We start from the raw sequence: 20737 nt of genomic DNA, 5'->3' as shown, positions 1-20737 counted from the left end.
TCTTTACAGTTTCAAACGCACCACTTGAAAACTATTTGCTGGCATTTGGAGATTAAGCTTTCCATTTTCGGCCATTACCTTACTTTCCGATGGTGTTATTTTGGCAGGCTCATCAATGGTATTGAAAACGCCGGCATCATCACCATGTAGGCTGGTAATGCTTCCCTCGGCTGCCTTTGAAAGACCATTTAATGAAAGACTAACCGCTCTTTTAGAGCCTAAAGTATTCACCACTTTTATGATGAGCTCATTACTGTTTTTGTCAATAGCCGCTGTAGCATAAAGTCCATCTTTTCCGGTTACGTTTTCTCCGTCTCTTTTGATTGAAAGAGTATGCGTGCCCGGGTTAGTGCTATACATTTTTTGTACATAGTAATTTGCTGTACCATAGGAGGTGAGATTATCAAACCAGATTAAATCTGGGGTCCACTGCCAGCGGTTTACATGAGCAAAAAGCGGGGCATAAGATGTCATATAAACTACATCTGCGTTTCTTTCAAGGCCGGTCATAAAGGCGGCTTCTGAGATGGCACACTCCAGCGTGTTTCTATTCTCTGGGCTGGCCGTTTGAACGCTTTGGGCAGCGTACTCTCCGGCAAAAATCTTGAAACGTTCGCGGTCATAATTATCATATCGCGTGGCGTTTTCTTTGAACCAATCCGGGGTTCTGTAATAGTGTTCATCCACCAGTTCAGGCTTTATACGTTCCAGTTCTTTGATGGCTTTTTCAAACATTTCACCGTCAGAGAATGGTCCCGTACCGCTTACTATGTTCATATCCGGGTATTTGGCGTAAATGGCCTTGGCAAAAGCCTCGTAGCGTTCAAAATACTCCTGACCCCATTGCTCATTACCCACTCCAATATATTTCAGATTAAAAGGTTCTGGATGCCCCATAGAGGCTCTTATTTTCCCCCATTTGGTATTTACAGATCCGTTTGCAAACTCTATTAGATCCAGAGCATCATCAATGTAAGGATCAAGCTGATCCATGGGCACTGTTTCTGAAGTGTTAAACTGGCAGGCAAGCCCACATGAGAGAATAGGCAGGGGTTCTGCCCCCAGGTCTTCAGACAGCTGGAAATACTCAAAAAAGCCCAGGCCAAAAGACTGAAAATAATCAGGGGCGGGTCTGTGGGCAAACTCGGTATTCCATCTGTTGATAAGCGTCTCTCTTTGGTCTACTGGCCCTACAGTCTTTTTCCACTGGTAACGCTGGTCAAGGGTACGCCCTTCTACTATACAGCCTCCAGGGAAACGAATAAAGCCAGGATTAAGATCTGCCAACAACTGAACCATATCTTTTCTCAGACCCTTCTTTCTGCCTTTCCAGGTGTCTTGCGGGAAAAGCGAAATTTGATCGATATCTATTTGGCCTACACCTTCAAAAGTAACCTGGAGTTTGGCTGCTCCAAAAGTAGCGGTAGGTGTAATGACTACTTCGTAAGTTTTCCAGTCGTTTCCGTTTAAAGCGGTACTGGCAGAGCCAATGATGTTTCCCGTGGTATCAATCAGCGTGGCTTTTACGGTAAGGTTTCCTTTGTTTTGACGGGCCACAAAAGAGAAATCATATTTCTCACCATTTTTTATACCCATACCATCAAAGCCTTCATTTTCCAGCCCGAATTCCGGAGTTTCGTCACCTTTATCAACCCGTACAAAACGGGGGTTTTGAGGGTTATTGGCATCTCTTACTATGGTTAGTTCATTGACCGTATTAAAACGGGTTTCTGCTTCTGGCAAATGTTTCCAGCCCATCCATGGGGCGTCAAATTCAAAAGAGCGGTTTTTGACCAACTCAGCATACAAGCCGCCATCGGCTGCAAAATTGATATCCTCAAAGAAGATTCCGTACATGGTAGGTTGAATCTCATGAATAGGGTTATTAATGTCAACGACCAGATCAGCCGCTTCTACTTCAGAAGAGGAGGAATCGTCATTAGAACATGCCAGTAAGCAGATGCTCAACAGGCATATTAACGAGTAGGTTATTGTTTTTTTAATCATAGTTAAAGGTTAATTGAAATGTTATTTCTGAGTAATTAAAGGCTGAGTTTTCTTTATAAAATCTTCGTGTTCTTTTTCGCTATTTATTTTTAGTGATTATTAATTATTTCAGCTCTTTTCATCCAGTCGAAAAGGGGGGTCATCCAGCCGGGATGCTTAAAAATAAAACCATGATTCCCCTCCGGATATATGTGCATTTCTACGGGTGTATTTTGCAGCCTAAGTTTTTGAAAATACTCAATACTGTTATTGACATCTACCACATTATCATCTGCCGTATGTGTTAAATAGGCCATTGGAGCGTCAGGTTTTATTTGTTCTTCATTTGAAAAGAAAAGGACGTCTGCAGCAGAGGGCCTTTCACCCAGAAGCTTATTTTTTGACCCGGAATGCGTTAGCTCTTCTTTAAAGCTGATCACCGGATAAACCAAAATTTGAAAATCTGGTCTGAGTGAAATTTTATTCTTGTTTTCAATGAATGACGTGTCATAATGAGTGGCTAATGTTGATGCCAGATGCCCACCTGCAGAAAAGCCCATTACACCAATCTTTGAATTGTTAAGCCCCCAGGCTTCAGCATTTTCTCTCATGATTTTGAGGGCTTGCTGAGCATCTTGTACAGGGCCATATTTTTTATCAATCATGGTTTCGTCACTTGGAAGACGGTACTTTAGCACACAGGCCACCAGCCCTTGTTCATTGAGGGCTTTTGCTATTTGAATGCCTTCACCCTGATAGACTACTACGCTATACCCACCTCCCGGAATTACCAAAACTGCAGCCGCATTTTCCTTTTGATTTTCAGGTCTGAAAACTTCCAAAGTGGGTACTGTAACTCCTCTTAGCACCCCATTATTTTGACCTGTTTCTTTTACAGAATGCTGCTTGCTATTTATCACTTCACCTGCATAAAGTGGTATAATTTGCTGAGCAAAACTAGAGTCAAACAGACCTAGTATGAGAAAGGCTGTTTGAAAAGGTTTTCGCCAAAGGAGTAATCTATGTTTCATACGTCTAACTGATTTCTAGTTGATATAAATGACCTCTTTTAAGCTATTAAACAGAACTTGCTCACTACACTTTATTTGTCCATTCTTTATATCTGCAGATAATTCCATCATTTTATGCCGGTTTCAATTTTAAACCAATCAAAATCTGCATGGCCGCCAGTTTGCATCGTGGCATAGTTAAACAGCCCAAATCGATAGCCCATAAAATGCGGTAAGGTGTAAGGCATTTTCATTGGAGTACCTATGGCTGTCCAATTTTTGCCGTTTAGGCTATAATAAAATTGAGCTTCGTCTTTTCGGTCTTTGAAATCGCAGGCAGCTTTGAAATAGACCTTCTTTTTAGTCAATGGAATCCGGGCTTCTTCTTTACCGGCTGCCACACTTTCCATCACGATATACTTTTGACCATTCGCTATTTTGACACCAACCAATCCATAGTTTTTTTGCAACAGGCAAAGTCCTGCAAAATCACCTTCTTTCATACCCAGTACATCCAACTTAGTGCTTGCTGTAGATTCGGGTCCGATGGTACGCTGTGTTAGCGTATTCTTAGCCATTACAAAACTGGTGTCCACTCTACCGGTGGTCAATCTCAAATAGCCTTTTCTCTCGTTTACAGACCATAGCGAATTGTCAGGGTTATGATTCCACTGCCAAACGAGCGGCAGGTCAGGATCCCCCTTTTTTCGTTTGAATTCATCTGAATTCACCAATTCTGGAATCAGACTTTCGTTTGCTGGCAAATCCAATTCATCTGGCACTTTGCCATTTATTCCCAGTACAGGCCAGCCTTCTTCCCAGGTCACGGGAGTAAGGTAAGGAATACGGCCTACGCCCCCGTTATCTCTGAAAAGGTATGAAAACCAGCGGCCATCCGGGGTATCTATCAACCCACCCTGGGCAATGCCTCGGTCTTGAAGGGCCACCTTTCCTTCCCATGGCCCGTTTATGCTTTTTGACCTGTGAATAAGAACGGTCCTCATTCCGTCTTTTGGCCAGGTGATATTGAATAAATAGTAGAATTCGTTTGCTTTAAAAAGCTGAGAACCTTCTGCTCTCAGCATAATGTTTTCACCGGCAGGGGCACTTGCGTTTGGTATCAACACCTTCTCTGGTACGTCTGTTTTGAGGCCGCTGAGGTCTGCTTTAAGCTCCAGAATTTTGAGCTCACCCGCTCCGTAAATCATATATACTTTGCCATCTTCATCAAAGAAAATGCTGTGATCATGATAGGCCGGTTTAAAGCTTTTTTCTGTCCAGGGGCCTTTGATATCTTTTGCTGTATAAATGTGTGTCTTGCCAGAAGTAGCCGCAAAAGTGCTCACCATAAACTCACCTTCATGATATCTGATACAGCTGGCCCATGAGCCGCGGCCATAGGTGCTTTGACCATTATTCAAGTTCATGGCATCATTATTCACCAGCGTGTCATAGCAGTAGCTTTCAAGTTTCCAGTTAACCAGATCTTTTGAACTCATTACCGGCACTCCCGGGCTCATATGCATGGTAGTGCTGCTCATGTAATAGGTGTCTCCCACCCGTATCATAGAGACATCGGGTACATCTGCATAAATGAGCGGGTTATGAGCCTTGTCTTGAGCTTTAAGCAGCAAAGGCAAAAGAATATGAAATAGTATTTTCAATGACTGCTTCATCTATTTTGTTCCTTTGATTTTAAAAACCGTAAACGAATATGGTGGGGCCACATAAGTGCTGCTTTTTGTTAGAGTCTCGCTTGATTCTTCTACATTGATTTGCTCTGGCTGCTCAAAATTATTCTTGTCTTCTGGCAGACCCTTAACTATCCATTTTTCAGCAGAGATAGATTTCTTTTTTAAGAAAGAAAGGTCTATTTCAAAATCTGTTTTCTGTGAGCCAGCGTTTACAATTTTCAATGCAATATCCCCGGTTTTTGAATCAATAACCGCCGAATAGGCTTGTGTGGAGTCTGAAGAAGTAGTGCTGATTACATGAGATACGTAACGGTCACCTGCATTTACAGAGAATAGTCTTTGAATGTGATAATTGGGTGTGAGAAAATACCCTTGATTATCAAAAAATATCATATCAGTTTTCCATTGGGTGTGGTTTTGCTTAGCAAATAAAGGAGCATAAGAAGCCATTCTTACAATATCCCCATTTCTCTCAAGGCCTGTCATATAAACAGCCTCTGCCAGGGCGTTTTTCAGACTGTTTCCCCAGGAGGCGTACTCTCCCAGATACACTTTAGAGTGGCTTCTGTCATAGGAATCGTATCTGAACTGGTTACTTATGAGCCACTCAGGCTGTACGTAGTAATGCTCATCTACGGTGTTTAGCTCAGTTTCTCTAGCCAGAGACCAGCCTTTTTCATAGTCTTCTCCACTATGAAACGGCCCGGAGGTGCCGATGATCCTGATCTCAGGGTATCTGGCAGATACAGCCTTATGTAATATTTTAAACCGCTCCTCAAACGCCGGAGTGATTTTGTCTTCATTGCCTATTCCCAGGTACTCCAGTCTGAAAGGCTCCGGGTGGCCGGCCTGGGCTCTTAATTTTCCCCATTTAGAGTCAGCAGGTCCGTTTGCCCATTCTATGAGGTCTAGAACTTCCTGAATGTAATCGTCCATTTCTTTTAAAGGCAAAGCACATTGCCCGGTGCCTCCTATTCTCCAGGTGCCTCCTGAGTTTTGACAGCTCACCGCTGCCGGTAAAACAGGGACAGGTTTTGCTCCGATATCCTCGCAAAATTGAAAATACTCAAAATAGCCGAGGCCGTTTGTCTGATGGTATCCCCAAATATTTTTCTGGGATTTCCGCTGTTCTACAGGGCCAATGGTGTTTTTCCATCTGTACATATTGCCCAGGCCATCACCGTGTACCAGGCAGCCCCCAGGAAAACGAATAAACGCGGGCTGCATATCTGCTAAAAGCTGAGCCAGATCTGGCCTTAATCCGTTTGTTCTTCCTTTAAAGGTCTTATGAGGAAAAAGAGAAATCATATCTAATGCTACTTTTCCAGGGCTAGTGGCCAGTACTACTAAAGAAGCACTATCACAGCTTGCTTTTGCCGTAAGTGTAGTGCTGTACATAGTCCATTCAGAATCTTTAACCTGTATTTTTTCTTCGGAAAGAACCTCTCCTTTTTGATTTTGTAAGCTGATGTTAAAATCAATTTCCGGAGAATCTATCAGATGCGAAAACATGGAAAAATTATATTTTTCACCTTGTTTAATCACCATATAGTCAAACCCGGTATTCTTCAAACCTACTCCTGCCACACCTTGGTTTTGAGGAAGGTCTGCATGTTCTTTTAAGGTAGATTTCTCTCCTATATGCTCAATGGTAAGCACTGCATAATGCTTGTTATTCTCGTGTATGGGTTTACTGGTTTCTATGTCTAAAGTACCATAACTAAAAACAGGAGTATGGTACTCCCATGAGGTAAACGGATGCCAGTCTCGTCTATCTGTAGGGGAGTATTCAAAAGACCTGTTCTGTACCATTTCTGCATACAGACCTCCATCTGCTGCATAATTTATGTCCTCAAAAAACAAACCGAACAAATCTGCACTGATTGGTTTTGAAGTTACTTTCTGCCCGGTGCCTGCCACAGGATTCAGTAGGAGTAGGCTTATAACTGTTAGGAGTAATGTTAGCTGCTTTTTCATTTATATACGGGGTCATCCCCTTTATATTTCAAGTACTTAAATGTGGCTTGATTCTCACTGCCTTCTCCTGATGACGTGGCGTATAGCCCAAACATACAGCCTATGAAACCACCCGCTGTTTTGGTAGAAAGAAAACGGGCATCCAGATGATCTTTCAGAAGCTTGAACTCTGTTCCCTTTTCTGCAAAGGAGAAATTATAGTAGTCCGCAAACGACTGGATTTTTAACCGTAGTTTACCTTTGGTCAATAGGGGAGCAAAGCTGAGTAATTCCATCTCTTTTTTACCCGCTACACTTTGATATAACTCTATTCTGCTCTGACTATCTTTTACAGATTTACAGAGATAGTAGAAGTGGTCTTCATTTTGCAAAATGATAATTCCCGCTTTTTCGTTTTCGCTAATTGGGCTAAAATCTAATTCGGTCTCTGCGGTGCTATACAGATGCTGCTGACGTTTTCCTACAAAAGCAGGGTTACCGAAATCCATGACCGTTTCTGGCTTTAAATTCAGGGTGAGCCCTTTGCCAGTAGTGGTGAATGAACTCTTGTCAATGGTTCTCATAAAAAGCAGCTCAGGAGAAAGCCCCTTTTTGAATTTAAGGGTGTACTCAAAATTGCCGTTTTGAGGGAGGGCTTTTTTAGGTTTTACCTCTTTGAAGTCTGCTTCATAGAAATAACGTAGTTCGTTTTCGCCATGCTCTGCCATTGGCCAGCCGTCTTCTGTCCATGTTACTGGGGCAATAAACGTTTCTCTGCCGGTATTATAATAATCGCCTTCATAAGGTCTTACAGCCAGAAAAACCATGTAGTCTTTGCCATCGGGCCCAGTAATGAACTGAGCATGGCCGGCAGAGGTAATGGCGTTTAGACGGTCCTCCGGTAAGTCTCTTTGCGTCAGAATAGGGTTTCCTTCATAAGGTACATACGGTCCCCAGACATCTTTACTGCGTAAAATCACTTCTGAGTGATTCACAGAGGTGCCTCCTTCTGCGGCATATAGAAAATACCAGCCATTGCGTTTCATTATGTGTGGTCCTTCTATCCATACAGGTTTTTTACTGAGGTCTACTCCGCCATTGACCAGCTGTTTTTCCTGGCCGATTACTTTGAGATTTTTATAGTCAAACTCGTACATTCTGATGGTACGGTGGCCAGAGTAAAGGGGCTTGAAATCCGGAGCATCACTATTATAAATGATGTAGGCTTTATCTGTTTCTTCATCAAAATAAATAGAAGGATCAATGCCTCTTACCTGTGGAATTTTCACGGGGTCACTCCAGGGTCCGGCGGGGTTTGTGGCGGTTGAGACAAAATTGCCCTCATTATCAATATCTGTACAGGTGACATAATAAATGCCTTTGTAATAGCTTATCCCGGGAGCAAAAAGCCCTCTGGTGAGTCGCTCACCCATGAAGTCCATCTGAGACGGGCGGTCTATGACATTGCCTATTTGTTTCCAGTTTTTGAGGTCTTTGCTGTGCAAAACAGGTAGCCCCGGGAAATAAGAAAAGGTAGAATTAACCAGATAATAATCAGAGCCCACCTGAACAATACTGGGATCTGGGTAGAAACCTTTAAGGATAGGGTTGACCAGTGTAATTTGTTGAGCTTTTGCACTTATCCATAGCATAGATAATGCAGCCCATAAGGTGATACGAATCTTCATTATTTCCAGGGTATGTTTTAAGGCTCGTCACTTTATTCAGTACGAATTGAAAGTAAACATACAAAGAATGTGTCAAAAATACACAATTGGAAATATATTTTCTCTTTTTAGAAAAAGCCCTTAGGAGTAAAGTAATGGAAATCGTTGAACTGGCTACCGTACTTTTCCTTATCCAGAGTATAAAGCATAGCTTTTTTGGTATTGCCCCCTTCGTATTTTTCTCCGGTGTCTATCAGTAAACCGGTGGAAAGGATTTTACGGCTAAAGTTCCTTCTGTCCAACTCTTTATCGTAAATGGCTTCGTAGAGTTTTTGTAATTGAGGAATGGTGAACTTCTCGGGCAAAAGTTCAAAGCCCAGTGGGTGAAGTGCAGCTTTGTACTGCAAATGGGCTAAGGCTTTATTGACCATTTTATCATGGTCAAAAATTAGAGGAGGTTTTTCATCAAATGTAAACCATTCTCCGTTTTTAGATTTGGTCAAACCAGCGTCATGATCTTCAATATTGATTAAAGCAAAATAAGAGATGGATAGTGTTCTGGCTACGGGATCACGCTGGGCTTCACCATAGGTAAACAGCTGCTCCAGATACACATTTTCGAGACCGGTAAGCTCATTAAGGATTCTCTCTGAGCCCTCTCTGAGGTTTTCATTTTCTTTTACAAAACCACCCATGAGCGACCATTTATCCTTTTCTGGTTCAAAATTTCTTTTGATCAAAAGGAGCTTTAGTTTTTGACCGTCAAAACCAAATATGATACAGTCGATAGCGACATAATGCTTTTTCTCCCCTTGGTAACTTGTGGCGTTTTGATTGTTTTCGTTCAATTTCCCGGTAATACTAATATTCTCTTACTTCTTTTTTTGTGGCAGCCAAACAGCCATTTCACCCAAATCTCTATGAGCCCAGGCGTAATAAGGCACCAGTGTTGGTTTGGTTTTACCTTTTCCTTTCAGGATAGTTATTCCATCTAAAAGCGTTGGATCAAAAATAGCCTCAAATTTTTCATTTTCAGCGATTTCTAAAGAAAGTGCCTTGCCATTATTATCGATTCCTTCTGCACAGTAGACTAATGGCCCTCTTTGCACAGCAATTTTACCCTGATCGGCTTCTACCATCGGATGTGCCAATATTTGCTGAGTTTCCATCGGTAGAATAAGTTCTATGACATCTTCCTTATACCATTCTCCACTTATCAGGGCATAGCCATTCTCAATATTCGCGATTCGCTCATCACCATTGACACGAAGTGTGATCTTTTGAGCTTTTTGATCGGTAAAAGCATATAAATCGCCGGGAACAGCCTCGTTCATGGCCCAACCCGGGATTCTGATTTTCAATATCGACTTTACCGGCACCTGGTTTTTAAAGGTCAACTGAACCCGTCCGTCCCATGGGTAATTGGTGTTTTGAATAATGTCTAACTGACCATCTTCAAGTTCAAGACTCGTTTCATTATTCATGAAAAGGTTGACATAAAGCTCTGAGCCTTTGACTGCATAAATATAGCCGGCTACAGAAGGGATAAACCTTGAGAGATTAGAGGGGCAGCAAGAGCAGTCAAACCAACCTTTTCGGCAATTGGCTCCCTGATTAAAGTCAGATTTACCATCAAATTCCAGAGGGTTGGGGTAAAAAAACTTATCGCCTTCCAGCGAAAGTCCTGGCAGAACACCATTATAAAGTGACCTTTCCAGCACATCAATGTATTTAGAAGAGCCATGCAATAAGAACATGCGATGGTTAAAATAGACGTTTGAAATGGCGGCACAGGTTTCGGCGTAGCAATCGTTCGGCAGTTCATAGTTTTTGTCGAAACCTTCATGTCCACGTACTGCACCTAGTCCGCCGGTGACATACATCTTTTTGGTCACAATATTCTCCCAAATGGCATCTGCTGCCTTCAGGTAATCTTTGTCATTTTTTATAGCCGCTATATCTGCCATGGAGGCATACATATAGCCGGCTCTCACCGAGTGACCAACAGCTTCTTTTTGATCTATCACAGGTATATGATCCTGAGAATACTCTCCATAATGATCCCTGTCCGGGTCCATGGCCATATTTTTACCTCTTCTGTCTAAAAACTCTTTAGCCAGATCAAGGTATCTGTGGTCTGAAGTGGCTCTATATAATTTGACCAGACCCAATTCTATCTCCTGATGACCACTGTAAAAAGGCATTTGATGTGTGATAGCAAGATCATAAATCAGATCAGCGTTTTTGGTAGCAATTTTAAGGAAGCTGTCTTTGCCGGTGGCATAGAAATGGGCTACAGCGGCCTCGTACATATGCCCGGGATTGTACAATTCGTGGCTTTGGTTGAGGTTGTAAAAACGGCCTTTATCGCTGTAAGTACAGCAAAACATTTTGTTTTCTTTATTTTCATTAGCCTTTAAGCTCCAGGCGGTATAAAGGTAGCCGTCGGCCTCCTGTGCTGCTGCAATATAACTGATCAATGTATCCAGATAGGCGTCCATTTCTGGGTCAGGACTTGTCATTAAACTGTAGCTGGCTCCTTCAATGATTTTGTAGACGTCTGTATCATCAAATCCAAACCCTCCGATGTACTGACCGCTCATCAGTCCGCCGGCTTTTTTGAAGTTATCTACTCTTCCGGTCTCTTCGCATTTCTGGAAGGCGTATGGGATAGTGACCTTTGTGGCAGTTTCTACCCGGCTTTTCCAGAAGCCATTTTGAAGAGAAACCTGCTGGAATCCTACCGGAACAATCGGGTAGTCATTTTGCTGAGCAAAGGCAGAATAAACACTAAGAAATAGAAGTAAAAAGGTAAAGCGTTTCATGATAGGGTTGAATAATTGTGTTGAAGGTACACAATTATTCACTATTTCTGTTCAAAGCTTTATCCTACAATCCTATGCTTAGGTAAGTCATGGATGTTTTCGCAGCAAAGCTGTTCCATCACCTGACGGAGTTGTCTTTTGAGAATAGAGATGGTATGACTTCCGCCTTCATGGCCCAAGGCAGCTACACCGTACATAAATGAGCGACCCATAAAAGTGAAATCGGCACCCGAGGCCAGGGAAGAAGCGATGTCTGGCCCTGTCCGAATGCCGCTATCCATCATCACTTTAATTTGATCTTTATACTTTTCTGCAATTCTGGTCAGTGGTTTGATGGTAGACTCACCGTGATCCAGCTGCCTGCCTCCATGATTAGAGACGATGATCCCATCCAGCCCTAATTCAATGGCCTTTTCAGTATCCTCTTCAGTGGCTACACCTTTTAGTACGAGCTTTCCTTTCCATTGATCTCTGATCGGTTTGATGCGTTCAGCGTTCAGTCTGCCGTTAAATGTCTGATTCATAAACATTCCCAGATGCTTCAGGTTTAAGCCTTTAGGAATGTAAGGTTTGAGGGTCTTGAACTCAGGCTGACCTGCCAATAGTGTTTCAATAGCCCAGCGTGGTTTACCCATGATTTGAGCAATATTTCTGGCTGACATTTTTGGAGGAATTGATAGCCCATTGATGATTTCTTTTGACCTGTAACCGAAGGTAGGTGTATCTGCCAAAATGATTAACACGGGGTAATCTGCGTCTGCAGCTCGTTTGATAAGCTTATCGCGTAGTTCAGCTTCTTTCGGGTGGTAAAGTTGAAACCAGGCGTTACCCTCTGTAATATCAGCGACGTTCTCAATACTTGCAGTGCCTACCGTACTGAGTATGTAGGGGATGTTATAGTCAAAAGCTGCTTTTGCCAGAATTTCTGAGGCTTTTGGCCAGATAAGTCCTTGCAGTCCGATGGGTGAAATACCAAAAGGAGCAGAATAGGTATTACCGAACAGCTCGGTATCAAGCGAGATACCTTTATAGTCTCTGAGGTAGTAAGGCCTTAACTGTACATCTCTGATTTCCTTCGTGTTTCGCTGGAGATTAATCTCTGCATTACAGCCGCCATCCAGATATTCAAAGGCGAATCTTGGGATACGTTTTTTGGCTTTTTCTCTTAGAAAAGGGATATCTGGGTATTGGGAGTTGTACTTTTCTTCCATCAGGTTAAATCACATCAGCGGCCTGCTCAGCCATTATGGTTTTGTAGAAATCTCTCAAAGCTAAGGCTTATTCGATAATTTGAGCAAAACTCAGATAAGCGGCCCACATAACTGTTATTTGCTATGATGTACCACTCAAAAAAATAGATGATCTACCTTTGTGATTAATCAATTAGGTCTATAGTATTATAGAAAACATTGATAGGATTTATAGAACTGATCGATCAGTGAAGACGTTTCTACCCATGAAATCTTAGACAAAACCTCTGTAAAAAATGAAAATTGTAATTTCTCCGGCAAAAACTTTAGACTATGAATCGGCTGTGCCTACTCAGGAATACAGTATTCCTAGATTCACGGATGAAATAGAGAAACTGAATGAGGTTTTGAAGAAGAAATCGCCGAAAAAGCTTACCGACTTAATGAGTATTTCGAAGGCACTGGCTGAGCTCAATCGCGAAAGAAACCTCACCAGAACTAACGAATATTCACTGGAAAATTCTCGTCAAGCCGTTTTTGCTTTCAAAGGCGATGTTTATCTAGGCTTAGATGCTTACACCTTGGAAGAGCCACAAATTCAGGATATGAATGAAAAGCTAAGGATTCTATCTGGCTTGTATGGTTTACTGAAGCCTTTAGACTTAATGCAGCCATATAGGCTGGAAATGGGTACTGCCCTTAAAGTAGGCCGTAAGCCGAATCTTTATAAATTTTGGGATAAGAAAATTACTGAGGCTCTGAATGAAGAAATGGAAGACGGTGAGCCATTGATAAATCTGGCATCTCAGGAGTATTTTGGTGCAGTAAAACCTGAATTGCTGAAAGGGCCGCTTATCACTCCAGTGTTTAAAGATTATAAAAATGGGAATTTGAAAATCATCAGCTTTTTTGCCAAAAAGGCCAGAGGATTGATGACCCGTTTTGTCCTGGACAAAAAGATTTCAAATTCGGAAGACCTGAAAACCTTCAATTACGAAGGGTATGAGTTTGACGATAAACTATCTTCTGAAGGTGAGTGGGTTTTTGTACGCTAAACCTTAGAGATAGCTAAAACTAATTCTTCAGCGGAATTCTCATTTGGAGTTCCGCTGGTTTTGTATTTGACCTGACCGTTTTGGTCAAGCAGATAAACATAGGCTCTGCGTAAATCATAGATATTCAGATCTTTCATCACTTTCTTTTTGTCGCCATAAAAGCTCGCTACTTGATCGTGTAGTTCCGGAGGAATACCGCTTTTCATGCCGGAGTCTATGACAAAACTCATCAACCGGTACTTCCCACTCATCATGGCTATTTCCAGGAGATTTATATTGGAGTCCTGCAGTTGAGAATTATACAATTCTATCCATTTTTTGGCCTGAGCTTGAGGTTCTTCGTATTTCCCTCCTTCTTCAAAAACAAGGATAATCAGGGTGTTCTGACCTTTGAGGTCAGATGGAATGTTTAGCTTTTGACCCGAAAGGGTCTTGATTTTAATGTCAGGAAAACTCATGATTAAAACTCTATAATAAATCCAATACTTGGTGTTGGTTGACCACTAGGCTCATTGAGAATTAACGGGATGGCATTGCTCCCGTCCTGTCTTACCGGTAGCCCATCTGTACTGGCAAAACCAGTGTTGTCCTCATTTCGTTTAAAGGTGAAATTTGGTATAGATTCGTTTTTTTCGCCCCAAAGGTTTTGTACATCAATAAATAAATCGAGAGTCCATGTAGGGAAATTAAATTTTTTGTCGATTCTTAGATCGAGCTGATTGAAATCATCTAATTTTTGAGAATTCAATTGGCTGTAGTCAAAAATCCCCTGTCCCAGACTGAGGTAATTTCGTTGTGAAGCCGTGATATCATAAGGCGAATACGGGCTTCCTCCCGCCCAGCGGTATTTGGCTCCCAGTTCCCAGTTCTTGCCAAATTTCAGTCCATAAAGACCCGAGAATAGATTTCTGTTATCCCAGGCTGAAGGAAAAAGTTCTGTATCTATGCCACCAAATTTTGATCTGACATAGGTGTAGGAGATGGTGAAGAATTGTTTTTTGGTCAATTTTTTCTGCACAAACAGCTCTACGCCGTAAGTCTTGCCTTTTCCTTTCGAGATAACGCGTTCATTGCCTATAGCACCGAAACCACCCCCAAGATTTGCCAGGGAAAGATTGTCAAATGCACTTACGGGATAGTTTTCATAATTTTTAATGAATCCTTCCACGGTAAACCTCAGATCGTTTTTAGGTAAGTACTCAAAACCTGCGGCATAGTGAATAGAATTGATGTATTCGTTATCCTGATTGACCAACTGACCCTCTTGATTTTGGTAGCCTAAAACGGTATAGATAGGCAACTTATAATAGGAACCCCAAGTGGCATTGGCCCGTACTTTTTCACCTAATGGGAGTGAGGCAGACAGTCTGGGTGAAAGCGTTTTTAAAGGGTTATTGCCTGTATTGGTAAAGGAGTTCATATCGGTTCTTAAGCCACCAGATATAGAAAGTTGGTTTTTGAAGGTTTTACCAGCCTGAAAGTATGCTCCATATTTCCAGAAACCGATATCTGTATTAAACCTGCTGCTGATTTCCGGCTGAATCAACTCACCATTCTCACCTGTGATTTCTGGTCTAATGATGGTAAAGAAATCATTATCATAATTGACCTGCTGTAATGCAGCACCATAGTTCAGGGTCAGTCCGTTTTTAAAGGTTTTGACATTGAGTCGTAGCTTGTTTTCTATTTCATTAGAAACGCTTGAAAAGTTAATGGTTTCAGGGTCTTTAATGGTATTGTCCTCAAAACGCTCCAACTCATTATTGAAATGGTTTCTGCTCAGGCTCAGACTAATCAATCCATTGTTAATTCTGTGTTTGAGCGTAGCCCCACCTGTATAGTTCCATTGATTGATATAACTGTTTGATCGTAAGATATAAACACTCTCTGGTGAAGCGTCTTTTGGTACAGCAAATTTGAAAAGATCTATAGCTCCGATACCGATCAGATCAAGCGAAGTTTTCTCTCCTAGTTTATGAGATACCTTGGTTTGGAAATCCCAATAATCTGGCCTAATGGGTAGATCTAATAGAGTAAACAAAAATGCTAAGTAAGACCTTCTGGCTGATACCAAATAGTTGGTTTTGGGTCCTGCAGGACCGTCAAAAGTAGCGGCAAATTCAGAAGCACTTAGTCGTACGTTTCCTTGTAATTTTTCACTGTTACCTTCTCGCTGTTTAAACTCAAAAACTCCAGAGGTGGTATTGTCAAACTGAGCGTTAAAAGCGGAGGTTGAGAGTTTGATATCTTCAATAAAAGAAATGTTGATGATTCCGGCTGGTCCACCTGCTGAACCTTGTGTGGTGAAGTGATTCAAAATGGGGATTTCTATTCCATCCAGATAATAGACATTTTCGTTTGGGCCTCCGCCTCTAAGAATAATATCATTCCTGAAACCGCCACCACCAGTGGTACCTGCTACCCCCGGCAGAGCCTGAATTACTTTTGAGACATCAAAATTTCCCCCCGGATTACTTCTGATTTCTTCTGTGGTGAGCGACTGCACAGAAAGTGGAGTCATGACATCTGAGGCCAGAGCTGAACGAGCTGCAGACTTGCCAGAAACTTTTACTTCTTGTAGTGTGGAAATGGAAGGAGCCATTTCAAAACTCACCGAGAGATCGTTCCCGGAGTTAACGACCACATTAAATTTAATAAGATCATCATAGCCAATAAAAGAAGCTTTGATGTTATAGGTGCCTACCGGAAGGCTCAGTCGGTATTTTCCGTCAATATCTGCCGAGGTGGCATAGCTACCATCTTCGGTAGATATAGTGGCTCCTATCAGCGGTTCTTCCGTGACTTGATCGGTGATGTCTCCGTAAATAACACCGGTGTTTTGAGCCGAAGCTCCAAGACTTATAAAAATGGCGAGGAGCAGCCAAAGGTATTTTTGTTGATTAGGTATCATCCTTTAAATGCGTAATAGAATTAGATCATACCAAGTGAACCAGATAAGACTCTAAATAGTTTTATAACAAACAAAAAAGATTTATTTTCGGTGCATGAAGTACGAGGTGTTAAAAGAGTTGATCAAGCTTTCTGAGGCCTATGAGGAGGAGTTAAAGCCCTCTGAATGGCAAAGAGAGCAGTTTATTGGTTGGCTTCTACAAAAAGGAAAACGAGAAGAAGGCTTTTTTGAAAAGAATGATAACATACCATCTCAGGATGGCTTGATATCTATGTTTATCTCGTTCATGTTTAAGTATGCCCAGTTTTATTCCAAAAGGCTTCTGAAAGATTCGCCCATTTATTCCCTGGATGATTTTGGGATGTTGGCCGGTTTATTTCCTGACAAGGAACTTCGCAAAACTGATTTGATCAAAAGGGGTATCATGGAAAAGTCAAGTGGGAATGAAGTACTCAAAAGACTGCTAAAACAAGGACTGATCTCTGAAAAAAGTCATCCAGAAGATAGAAGGTCAAAACTGATTTATATCAGCCCCGCCGGTAAAGCTGCTATGCTATCGATCAGCAAAGGGATGAACCAGCTGAGTAAACATGTGACCGGCAATTTAAAAGAACAAGAGAAGGCCTCTTTACTACAGATGTTGATGAAGCTTCATCAATTCCACAAACCAATTTTCGAAAGGGCAGATGAGAAAGAGATCAATCATTTATTTACCGAACCCTCACTCAATTGATAGAGCAATTAACCAAAGCGGATCCAATTTTGGGTAAAGTCCTTCAAGAAGTAAAGGTAATACAACCAGAATCTACCGGATCTGTTTTTCACGATTTAATGAGCTGCGTGATAGAGCAGCAGATTCATTACCGAAGCACCAAAAAAACTTTTCAAAAACTTCTGGAGAAAGCGGGTATAAGCATTGTGACTCCTCAAAACTTTTCTGCTCTGGAAAAAGCAGGCCTGGGTGACCTGAAGCTCTCTGAACGTAAATTTGAGACTATTGAAAATGTTCTGAATGCTTTCCAAAAGGAGGAGCCCAATTGGGAGCAGTTGACCGACCAAGAAGTCAGAAAGTTTTTCAAGGAGATAAAAGGAATTGGCGTATGGATGGTAGATATGCTATTGCTCTATACGCTTGGGCGAAAAGATATATTCCCTGTAGACGATTACCACTTAAAGAAGGCAATGGTAGCTCTTTATGGCCTTGATCCAAAAGTCCGGCTGGCGGCAGAAATGAAAAACATTGCCAAGGCATGGACACCTAACTCTTCTCTGGCTGTATTGAGCCTTTTAGAGTGGAAAAAGAATAACAAATGATCTATCTGGAGCAGAATCAGCGAATAGGACAGTTAGAAAAACGAAAAGGAGGTTATTTCTATCTGAAAATTGAAAGTGAGCTGGTAGAAACGTTTGATAAGGGAAGAAGAACGCGATTGATATACCAAATTGATGATTGTGAGCCGGTACGTTGCGGCCTTAATCATCTTGGAGACGGAAATTTTTATGTGATTGTGGCTTCAAAGCTTTTAAATGATGTAGGTAAAAAACTGGATAGTGAGGTAAGATTTAAATTATGGAAGGACCCTGATCAATTAGGTGTTGCTATTCCGGAATCAATTGAGGCTTTTCTGGAGCAGGATGACCACTGTAAGTCAATTTATGAGAAATTAACCGATGGTAAAAAACGGACTTTGATTTATACCGTAACTTCTACTAAAAACATCGATAAGCAGATCGAGCGGATTCAAAAGTTTATAGCCGAGAATTCGTAATTTGAGACATAAAGCAATTGGTCAATGAATATTAAAATAATCTCAAGCAGTACCCGAATAGGAAGAGTAAGTCATAGAATAGCCCTAATGCTGGAAAGAGAATTGAAGAGCAGAAAAGTAGAGGCGGAAATCATCGATTTGAAGGAAGTGAAACTTGGGGAATTTGATAGCACGTTTGCTTCCAAAGAAAACCCGCCTGAGGTGCATAAAACTACCTTTCAAAAACTGGAGGAGGCAGATGGTTTTATCTTTTTAACTCCGGAGTATAACGGGAGTATTTCAAGCGGACTGAAAAACTTCATTGATTATTATGCCAAGAGGCCATTTGAGAAAAAACCGATTGGTGTAGCCACGGGGTCTACGGGCATGATGGGCGGTACACGAGCGGCTCATCAGCTTCAGTTGTGTATTTTGGCCTGTTTCGCTTTCCCGATACCACACATGCTGCTCTCCGGCCAAATGGATAAAACCATGGATGAGGATGGCAACATTCTCGATGAATCTTACAAAGGGAAGGTTGACTTTTTCCTGAATGCCTATGTGGAATTTGCTGAGAAGCTGAGCGGGTCAACTCAGCTAAAATAAATAACCCAATACGTAATAAAATTACCCAAACCATGTGCTAGCCAGCCTGGTAAAATGCTTCCTTCTGCTTTTTTCTCATTGATATAACCTATCAGATAGGCAACCGCAAAGGGGATAATGAAAATGGATATTAGCCAGAGGATTTTTGAAGTAATGGTAAGGAATAATGCAGTATGCAAAACTCCGAAAAGCAGGGCCTGAGTGAAGTTGCCCCACTTAAAGCCAAGCCAACTAATTAACCTTTTGGCCAGAAAACCCCGGAACAGAATTTCTTCAGCCAGTGCGGTTTTGAAAAATGCAATGAGAATAATAGAAGTAACCAATTCTGATCTAAAAGGCATTTGCCTTAAAGCTCCTGTAACGCTTTTAGGATTGTGCAACACCTCCGCAAAAGAACTACCCAAAAACGCGGGTAAAACCAGCGAAACCAAACCTAAAATGGACAAACCAGCAGCCAATATCAACGATTTTTTGTTAGCTTTTTTGAGGCCAATCCATTGAAAAAAGCCAGTTCTTTTTCTGAACCTGATCAGATAAAATAGAAAAGGTATCAAAGTGAAAACTGAGAGCTGAACGAGGGTTGAGAACAATTCTTTGATCATTTTTCAGAAGATTTTTGAAACTCAATAATATCTCCCGGCTGGCAGTCAAGCGTTTCACATATTGCCTCCAGGGTATTCCAGCGAATACCTTTGACTTTTCCTGTTTTAAGTAAGGAGAGGTTAGTTTCAGAGATGCCGACGGCCTCTGAGAGCTCTTTGAGCTTCATTTTTCGGCGAGCCAGCATTACATCAAGGTTTACGATAATACTCATAGGATACTTTCTTTATCTTCCTGCAAAACTCTCCCTTCCTTAAAAACCTCTGCCAACACAAAACAGGCCAGCGAAAATCCGATGGCTCCTAGTGCTGGCGAAAAGCTTAATCGCTCAAAGACCTGATTCTGATCAGCATTGAAATAACTAAGAAAAGAAAACGAGCCAAGAACCGCCATAATGAGACCCCAAACCGCCATTTTTCTAAAGCTACTGATATTCCCTTCGTAAAAAGTATTGAGGTCTCTTACATTTTTCAATACCTGAATGGTCTCGAGCGAAATCAAATATAACAGTCCTATCCGCAGACCCATCATCAGGAAAATCCAGAAAAGCATGCCGGTGCCGAGCGAGCTCAAATGTACCGTCATGTCATTATCCTGGCAGTCTTCACATTTGAAAATATTATATGGCCCACCGCCCTTTACTATTTCAAGCATGTAATCAGAGATAAAATCAGGAGCCAGTAAAGAGGTAAGCAAAAAGGCGGTCATCAAAATAAACAGTGCGATGACTATCCATTTAAAAATCTGGGCAAAACTGAGTGCGAGTGTTATATTCTTTGACATGGGTTTGTAAAAAATTATTATTCCAAAGATATATAAATTTACGTAAAACATAAATAAATATATTTAAAACATTGCTTATTGACTTACGAAATAGCAATACAATTTCTGACTACTATTCTGTATATTTGATCATTGCCTATGTCAAAAATGAAATTAATACCCCTGCTCCATCTCTTTATTAGTTCTTTGCTTTCAGGTCAAATGGATAAAACCATGGATGAAGAAGGAACGATACTAGATGATGGTTATAAGGCCAAAGTAGACCTTTATCTGGACGCTTATCTAGATTTTGCAGGCAAGTTAATTGCATGAAAAACTTAAAATCCATAAGAGCATTTATTGGGGCCAAAGACTTTGAGATCTCTAAGTCCTTTTACAGAGAACTTGGGTTTTCTATTGCTGAAATTGACCCCAAAATGTGTTTGGTTCACTCAGAGAATTTAGCTTTTTACCTGCAGGACTACTATGTCAAAAGTTGGGTCAATAACACTATGCTATTTTTGGAAGTGGAAGAGTTGGAGAAGATCTATTCTTCTTTCAAAGAGAAAGATTTACCCGGAAAATTCAAAGGCGTAAAAATGACGGAAATTCATCGGAACGAGTGGGGAGATGAGTTCTTTTTGCATGATCCGGCAGGCAATTTACTGCATGTTGGCTTCTTTCATTAGGGTTTCGTCGGGTATATGTCCTTGGTGATAGGTGAATT

General features: G+C 41.4%; 20 protein-coding genes. 7 read left to right on the top strand and 13 right to left on the bottom strand.

The genetic code is table 11. From position 1 onward, the window contains the following. Positions 1-3 precede the first annotated feature (3 nt). From ACUXV0_RS10835 to ACUXV0_RS10800, 8 genes are all read right to left on the bottom strand, one after another. Positions 4-2007 (bottom strand): alpha-L-arabinofuranosidase C-terminal domain-containing protein, encoded by a 2004-nt coding sequence (locus ACUXV0_RS10835; protein ID WP_446189564.1) that lies wholly within the window; start codon positions 2005-2007, stop codon positions 4-6. 89 nt (positions 2008-2096) lie between these two features. Further along, positions 2097-3017 carry an alpha/beta hydrolase gene (locus ACUXV0_RS10830; protein WP_446189563.1) on the bottom strand — a complete coding sequence of 307 codons (921 nt, stop codon included), beginning with the start codon at positions 3015-3017 and terminating at the stop codon, positions 2097-2099. Positions 3018-3124: 107 nt separating this feature from the next. After that, positions 3125-4672, bottom strand: a complete 1548-nt coding sequence (locus tag ACUXV0_RS10825; protein ID WP_446189562.1) for a glycoside hydrolase family 43 protein — start codon at positions 4670-4672, stop codon at positions 3125-3127. Continuing rightward, positions 4673-6667, bottom strand: a complete 1995-nt coding sequence (locus ACUXV0_RS10820) for an alpha-L-arabinofuranosidase C-terminal domain-containing protein (protein ID WP_446189561.1) — start codon at positions 6665-6667, stop codon at positions 4673-4675. Then, entirely contained in the window at positions 6664-8334 is a 1671-nt protein-coding gene (locus tag ACUXV0_RS10815) for a glycoside hydrolase family 43 protein (protein ID WP_446189560.1), read from the bottom strand. The genes ACUXV0_RS10820 and ACUXV0_RS10815 overlap by 4 nt, the downstream gene beginning before the upstream one ends. A 107-nt stretch (positions 8335-8441) precedes the next feature. After that, positions 8442-9161 carry an NUDIX hydrolase gene (locus ACUXV0_RS10810; RefSeq protein ID WP_446189559.1) on the bottom strand — a complete coding sequence of 240 codons (720 nt, stop codon included), beginning with the start codon at positions 9159-9161 and terminating at the stop codon, positions 8442-8444. 24 nt (positions 9162-9185) lie between these two features. Continuing rightward, positions 9186-11138: a glycoside hydrolase family 127 protein gene (locus ACUXV0_RS10805; protein WP_446189558.1), complete on the bottom strand. Its 1953-nt coding sequence runs from the start codon at positions 11136-11138 to the stop codon at positions 9186-9188. Between the two features lie 59 nt (positions 11139-11197). Next, positions 11198-12349, bottom strand: a complete 1152-nt coding sequence (locus tag ACUXV0_RS10800; protein WP_446189557.1) for an alpha-hydroxy acid oxidase — start codon at positions 12347-12349, stop codon at positions 11198-11200. A 275-nt stretch (positions 12350-12624) separates the two neighbouring features. On the opposite strand from ACUXV0_RS10800, the gene yaaA reads away from it, so the two are divergent. Then, positions 12625-13383, top strand: a complete 759-nt coding sequence (yaaA, locus tag ACUXV0_RS10795) for a peroxide stress protein YaaA (RefSeq protein WP_446189556.1) — start codon at positions 12625-12627, stop codon at positions 13381-13383. Here the strand turns inward: yaaA and ACUXV0_RS10790 are convergent. Next, a complete protein-coding gene (locus ACUXV0_RS10790; RefSeq protein ID WP_446189555.1) occupies positions 13380-13841 on the bottom strand; it encodes a hypothetical protein in 462 nt (153 codons plus the stop codon). The genes yaaA and ACUXV0_RS10790 overlap by 4 nt on opposite strands. Before the next feature lie 2 nt (positions 13842-13843). After that, positions 13844-16294 carry a TonB-dependent receptor gene (locus ACUXV0_RS10785; protein WP_446189554.1) on the bottom strand — a complete coding sequence of 817 codons (2451 nt, stop codon included), beginning with the start codon at positions 16292-16294 and terminating at the stop codon, positions 13844-13846. Positions 16295-16388: 94 nt separating this feature from the next. On the opposite strand from ACUXV0_RS10785, the gene ACUXV0_RS10780 reads away from it, so the two are divergent. The 4 genes from ACUXV0_RS10780 to ACUXV0_RS10765 are packed head-to-tail and all read left to right on the top strand — an operon-like array spanning position 16389 to position 18648. After that, positions 16389-17027: a MarR family winged helix-turn-helix transcriptional regulator gene (locus ACUXV0_RS10780; RefSeq protein ID WP_446189553.1), complete on the top strand. Its 639-nt coding sequence runs from the start codon at positions 16389-16391 to the stop codon at positions 17025-17027. Beyond that, on the top strand, positions 17024-17608 hold the full coding sequence (locus ACUXV0_RS10775; RefSeq protein ID WP_446189552.1) for a DNA-3-methyladenine glycosylase family protein: 585 nt from the start codon (positions 17024-17026) through the stop codon (positions 17606-17608). Before ACUXV0_RS10780 ends, ACUXV0_RS10775 begins: the two co-directional genes overlap by 4 nt. Next, a complete protein-coding gene (locus ACUXV0_RS10770; protein WP_446189551.1) occupies positions 17605-18063 on the top strand; it encodes a YdeI/OmpD-associated family protein in 459 nt (152 codons plus the stop codon). The genes ACUXV0_RS10775 and ACUXV0_RS10770 overlap by 4 nt, the downstream gene beginning before the upstream one ends. 24 nt (positions 18064-18087) lie before the next feature. Further along, complete coding sequence (locus ACUXV0_RS10765) at positions 18088-18648, top strand: NADPH-dependent FMN reductase (protein ID WP_446189550.1); 561 nt, start codon at positions 18088-18090, stop codon at positions 18646-18648. On the opposite strand, the gene ACUXV0_RS10760 is transcribed toward ACUXV0_RS10765, so the two are convergent. Genes ACUXV0_RS10760 through ACUXV0_RS10750 form a run of 3 tightly spaced genes read right to left on the bottom strand, consistent with a single transcriptional unit; the run spans position 18636 to position 20031 of the window. Further along, entirely contained in the window at positions 18636-19250 is a 615-nt protein-coding gene (locus tag ACUXV0_RS10760) for a CPBP family intramembrane glutamic endopeptidase (protein ID WP_446189549.1), read from the bottom strand. The genes ACUXV0_RS10765 and ACUXV0_RS10760 overlap by 13 nt on opposite strands. Further along, complete coding sequence (locus tag ACUXV0_RS10755; protein WP_446189548.1) at positions 19247-19462, bottom strand: helix-turn-helix domain-containing protein; 216 nt, start codon at positions 19460-19462, stop codon at positions 19247-19249. Before ACUXV0_RS10755 ends, ACUXV0_RS10760 begins: the two co-directional genes overlap by 4 nt. Beyond that, positions 19459-20031, bottom strand: coding sequence for a DUF2975 domain-containing protein (locus ACUXV0_RS10750; protein WP_446189547.1), 573 nt, complete (start codon positions 20029-20031; stop codon positions 19459-19461). The genes ACUXV0_RS10755 and ACUXV0_RS10750 overlap by 4 nt, the downstream gene beginning before the upstream one ends. Before the next feature lie 147 nt (positions 20032-20178). Between ACUXV0_RS10750 and ACUXV0_RS10745 the strand changes: the two genes are divergently transcribed. Together ACUXV0_RS10745 and ACUXV0_RS10740 are read left to right on the top strand one after the other, a co-directional pair. Then, positions 20179-20343 carry a hypothetical protein gene (locus ACUXV0_RS10745; RefSeq protein WP_446189546.1) on the top strand — a complete coding sequence of 55 codons (165 nt, stop codon included), beginning with the start codon at positions 20179-20181 and terminating at the stop codon, positions 20341-20343. After that, positions 20340-20699 (top strand): glyoxalase, encoded by a 360-nt coding sequence (locus ACUXV0_RS10740; protein WP_446189545.1) that lies wholly within the window; start codon positions 20340-20342, stop codon positions 20697-20699. The genes ACUXV0_RS10745 and ACUXV0_RS10740 overlap by 4 nt, the downstream gene beginning before the upstream one ends. The last annotated feature ends 38 nt before the right edge of the window (positions 20700-20737 follow it).

The organism is Jiulongibacter sp. NS-SX5, from assembly GCF_052828545.1.
This window is presented reverse-complemented; position numbering and strand designations above follow the sequence as displayed.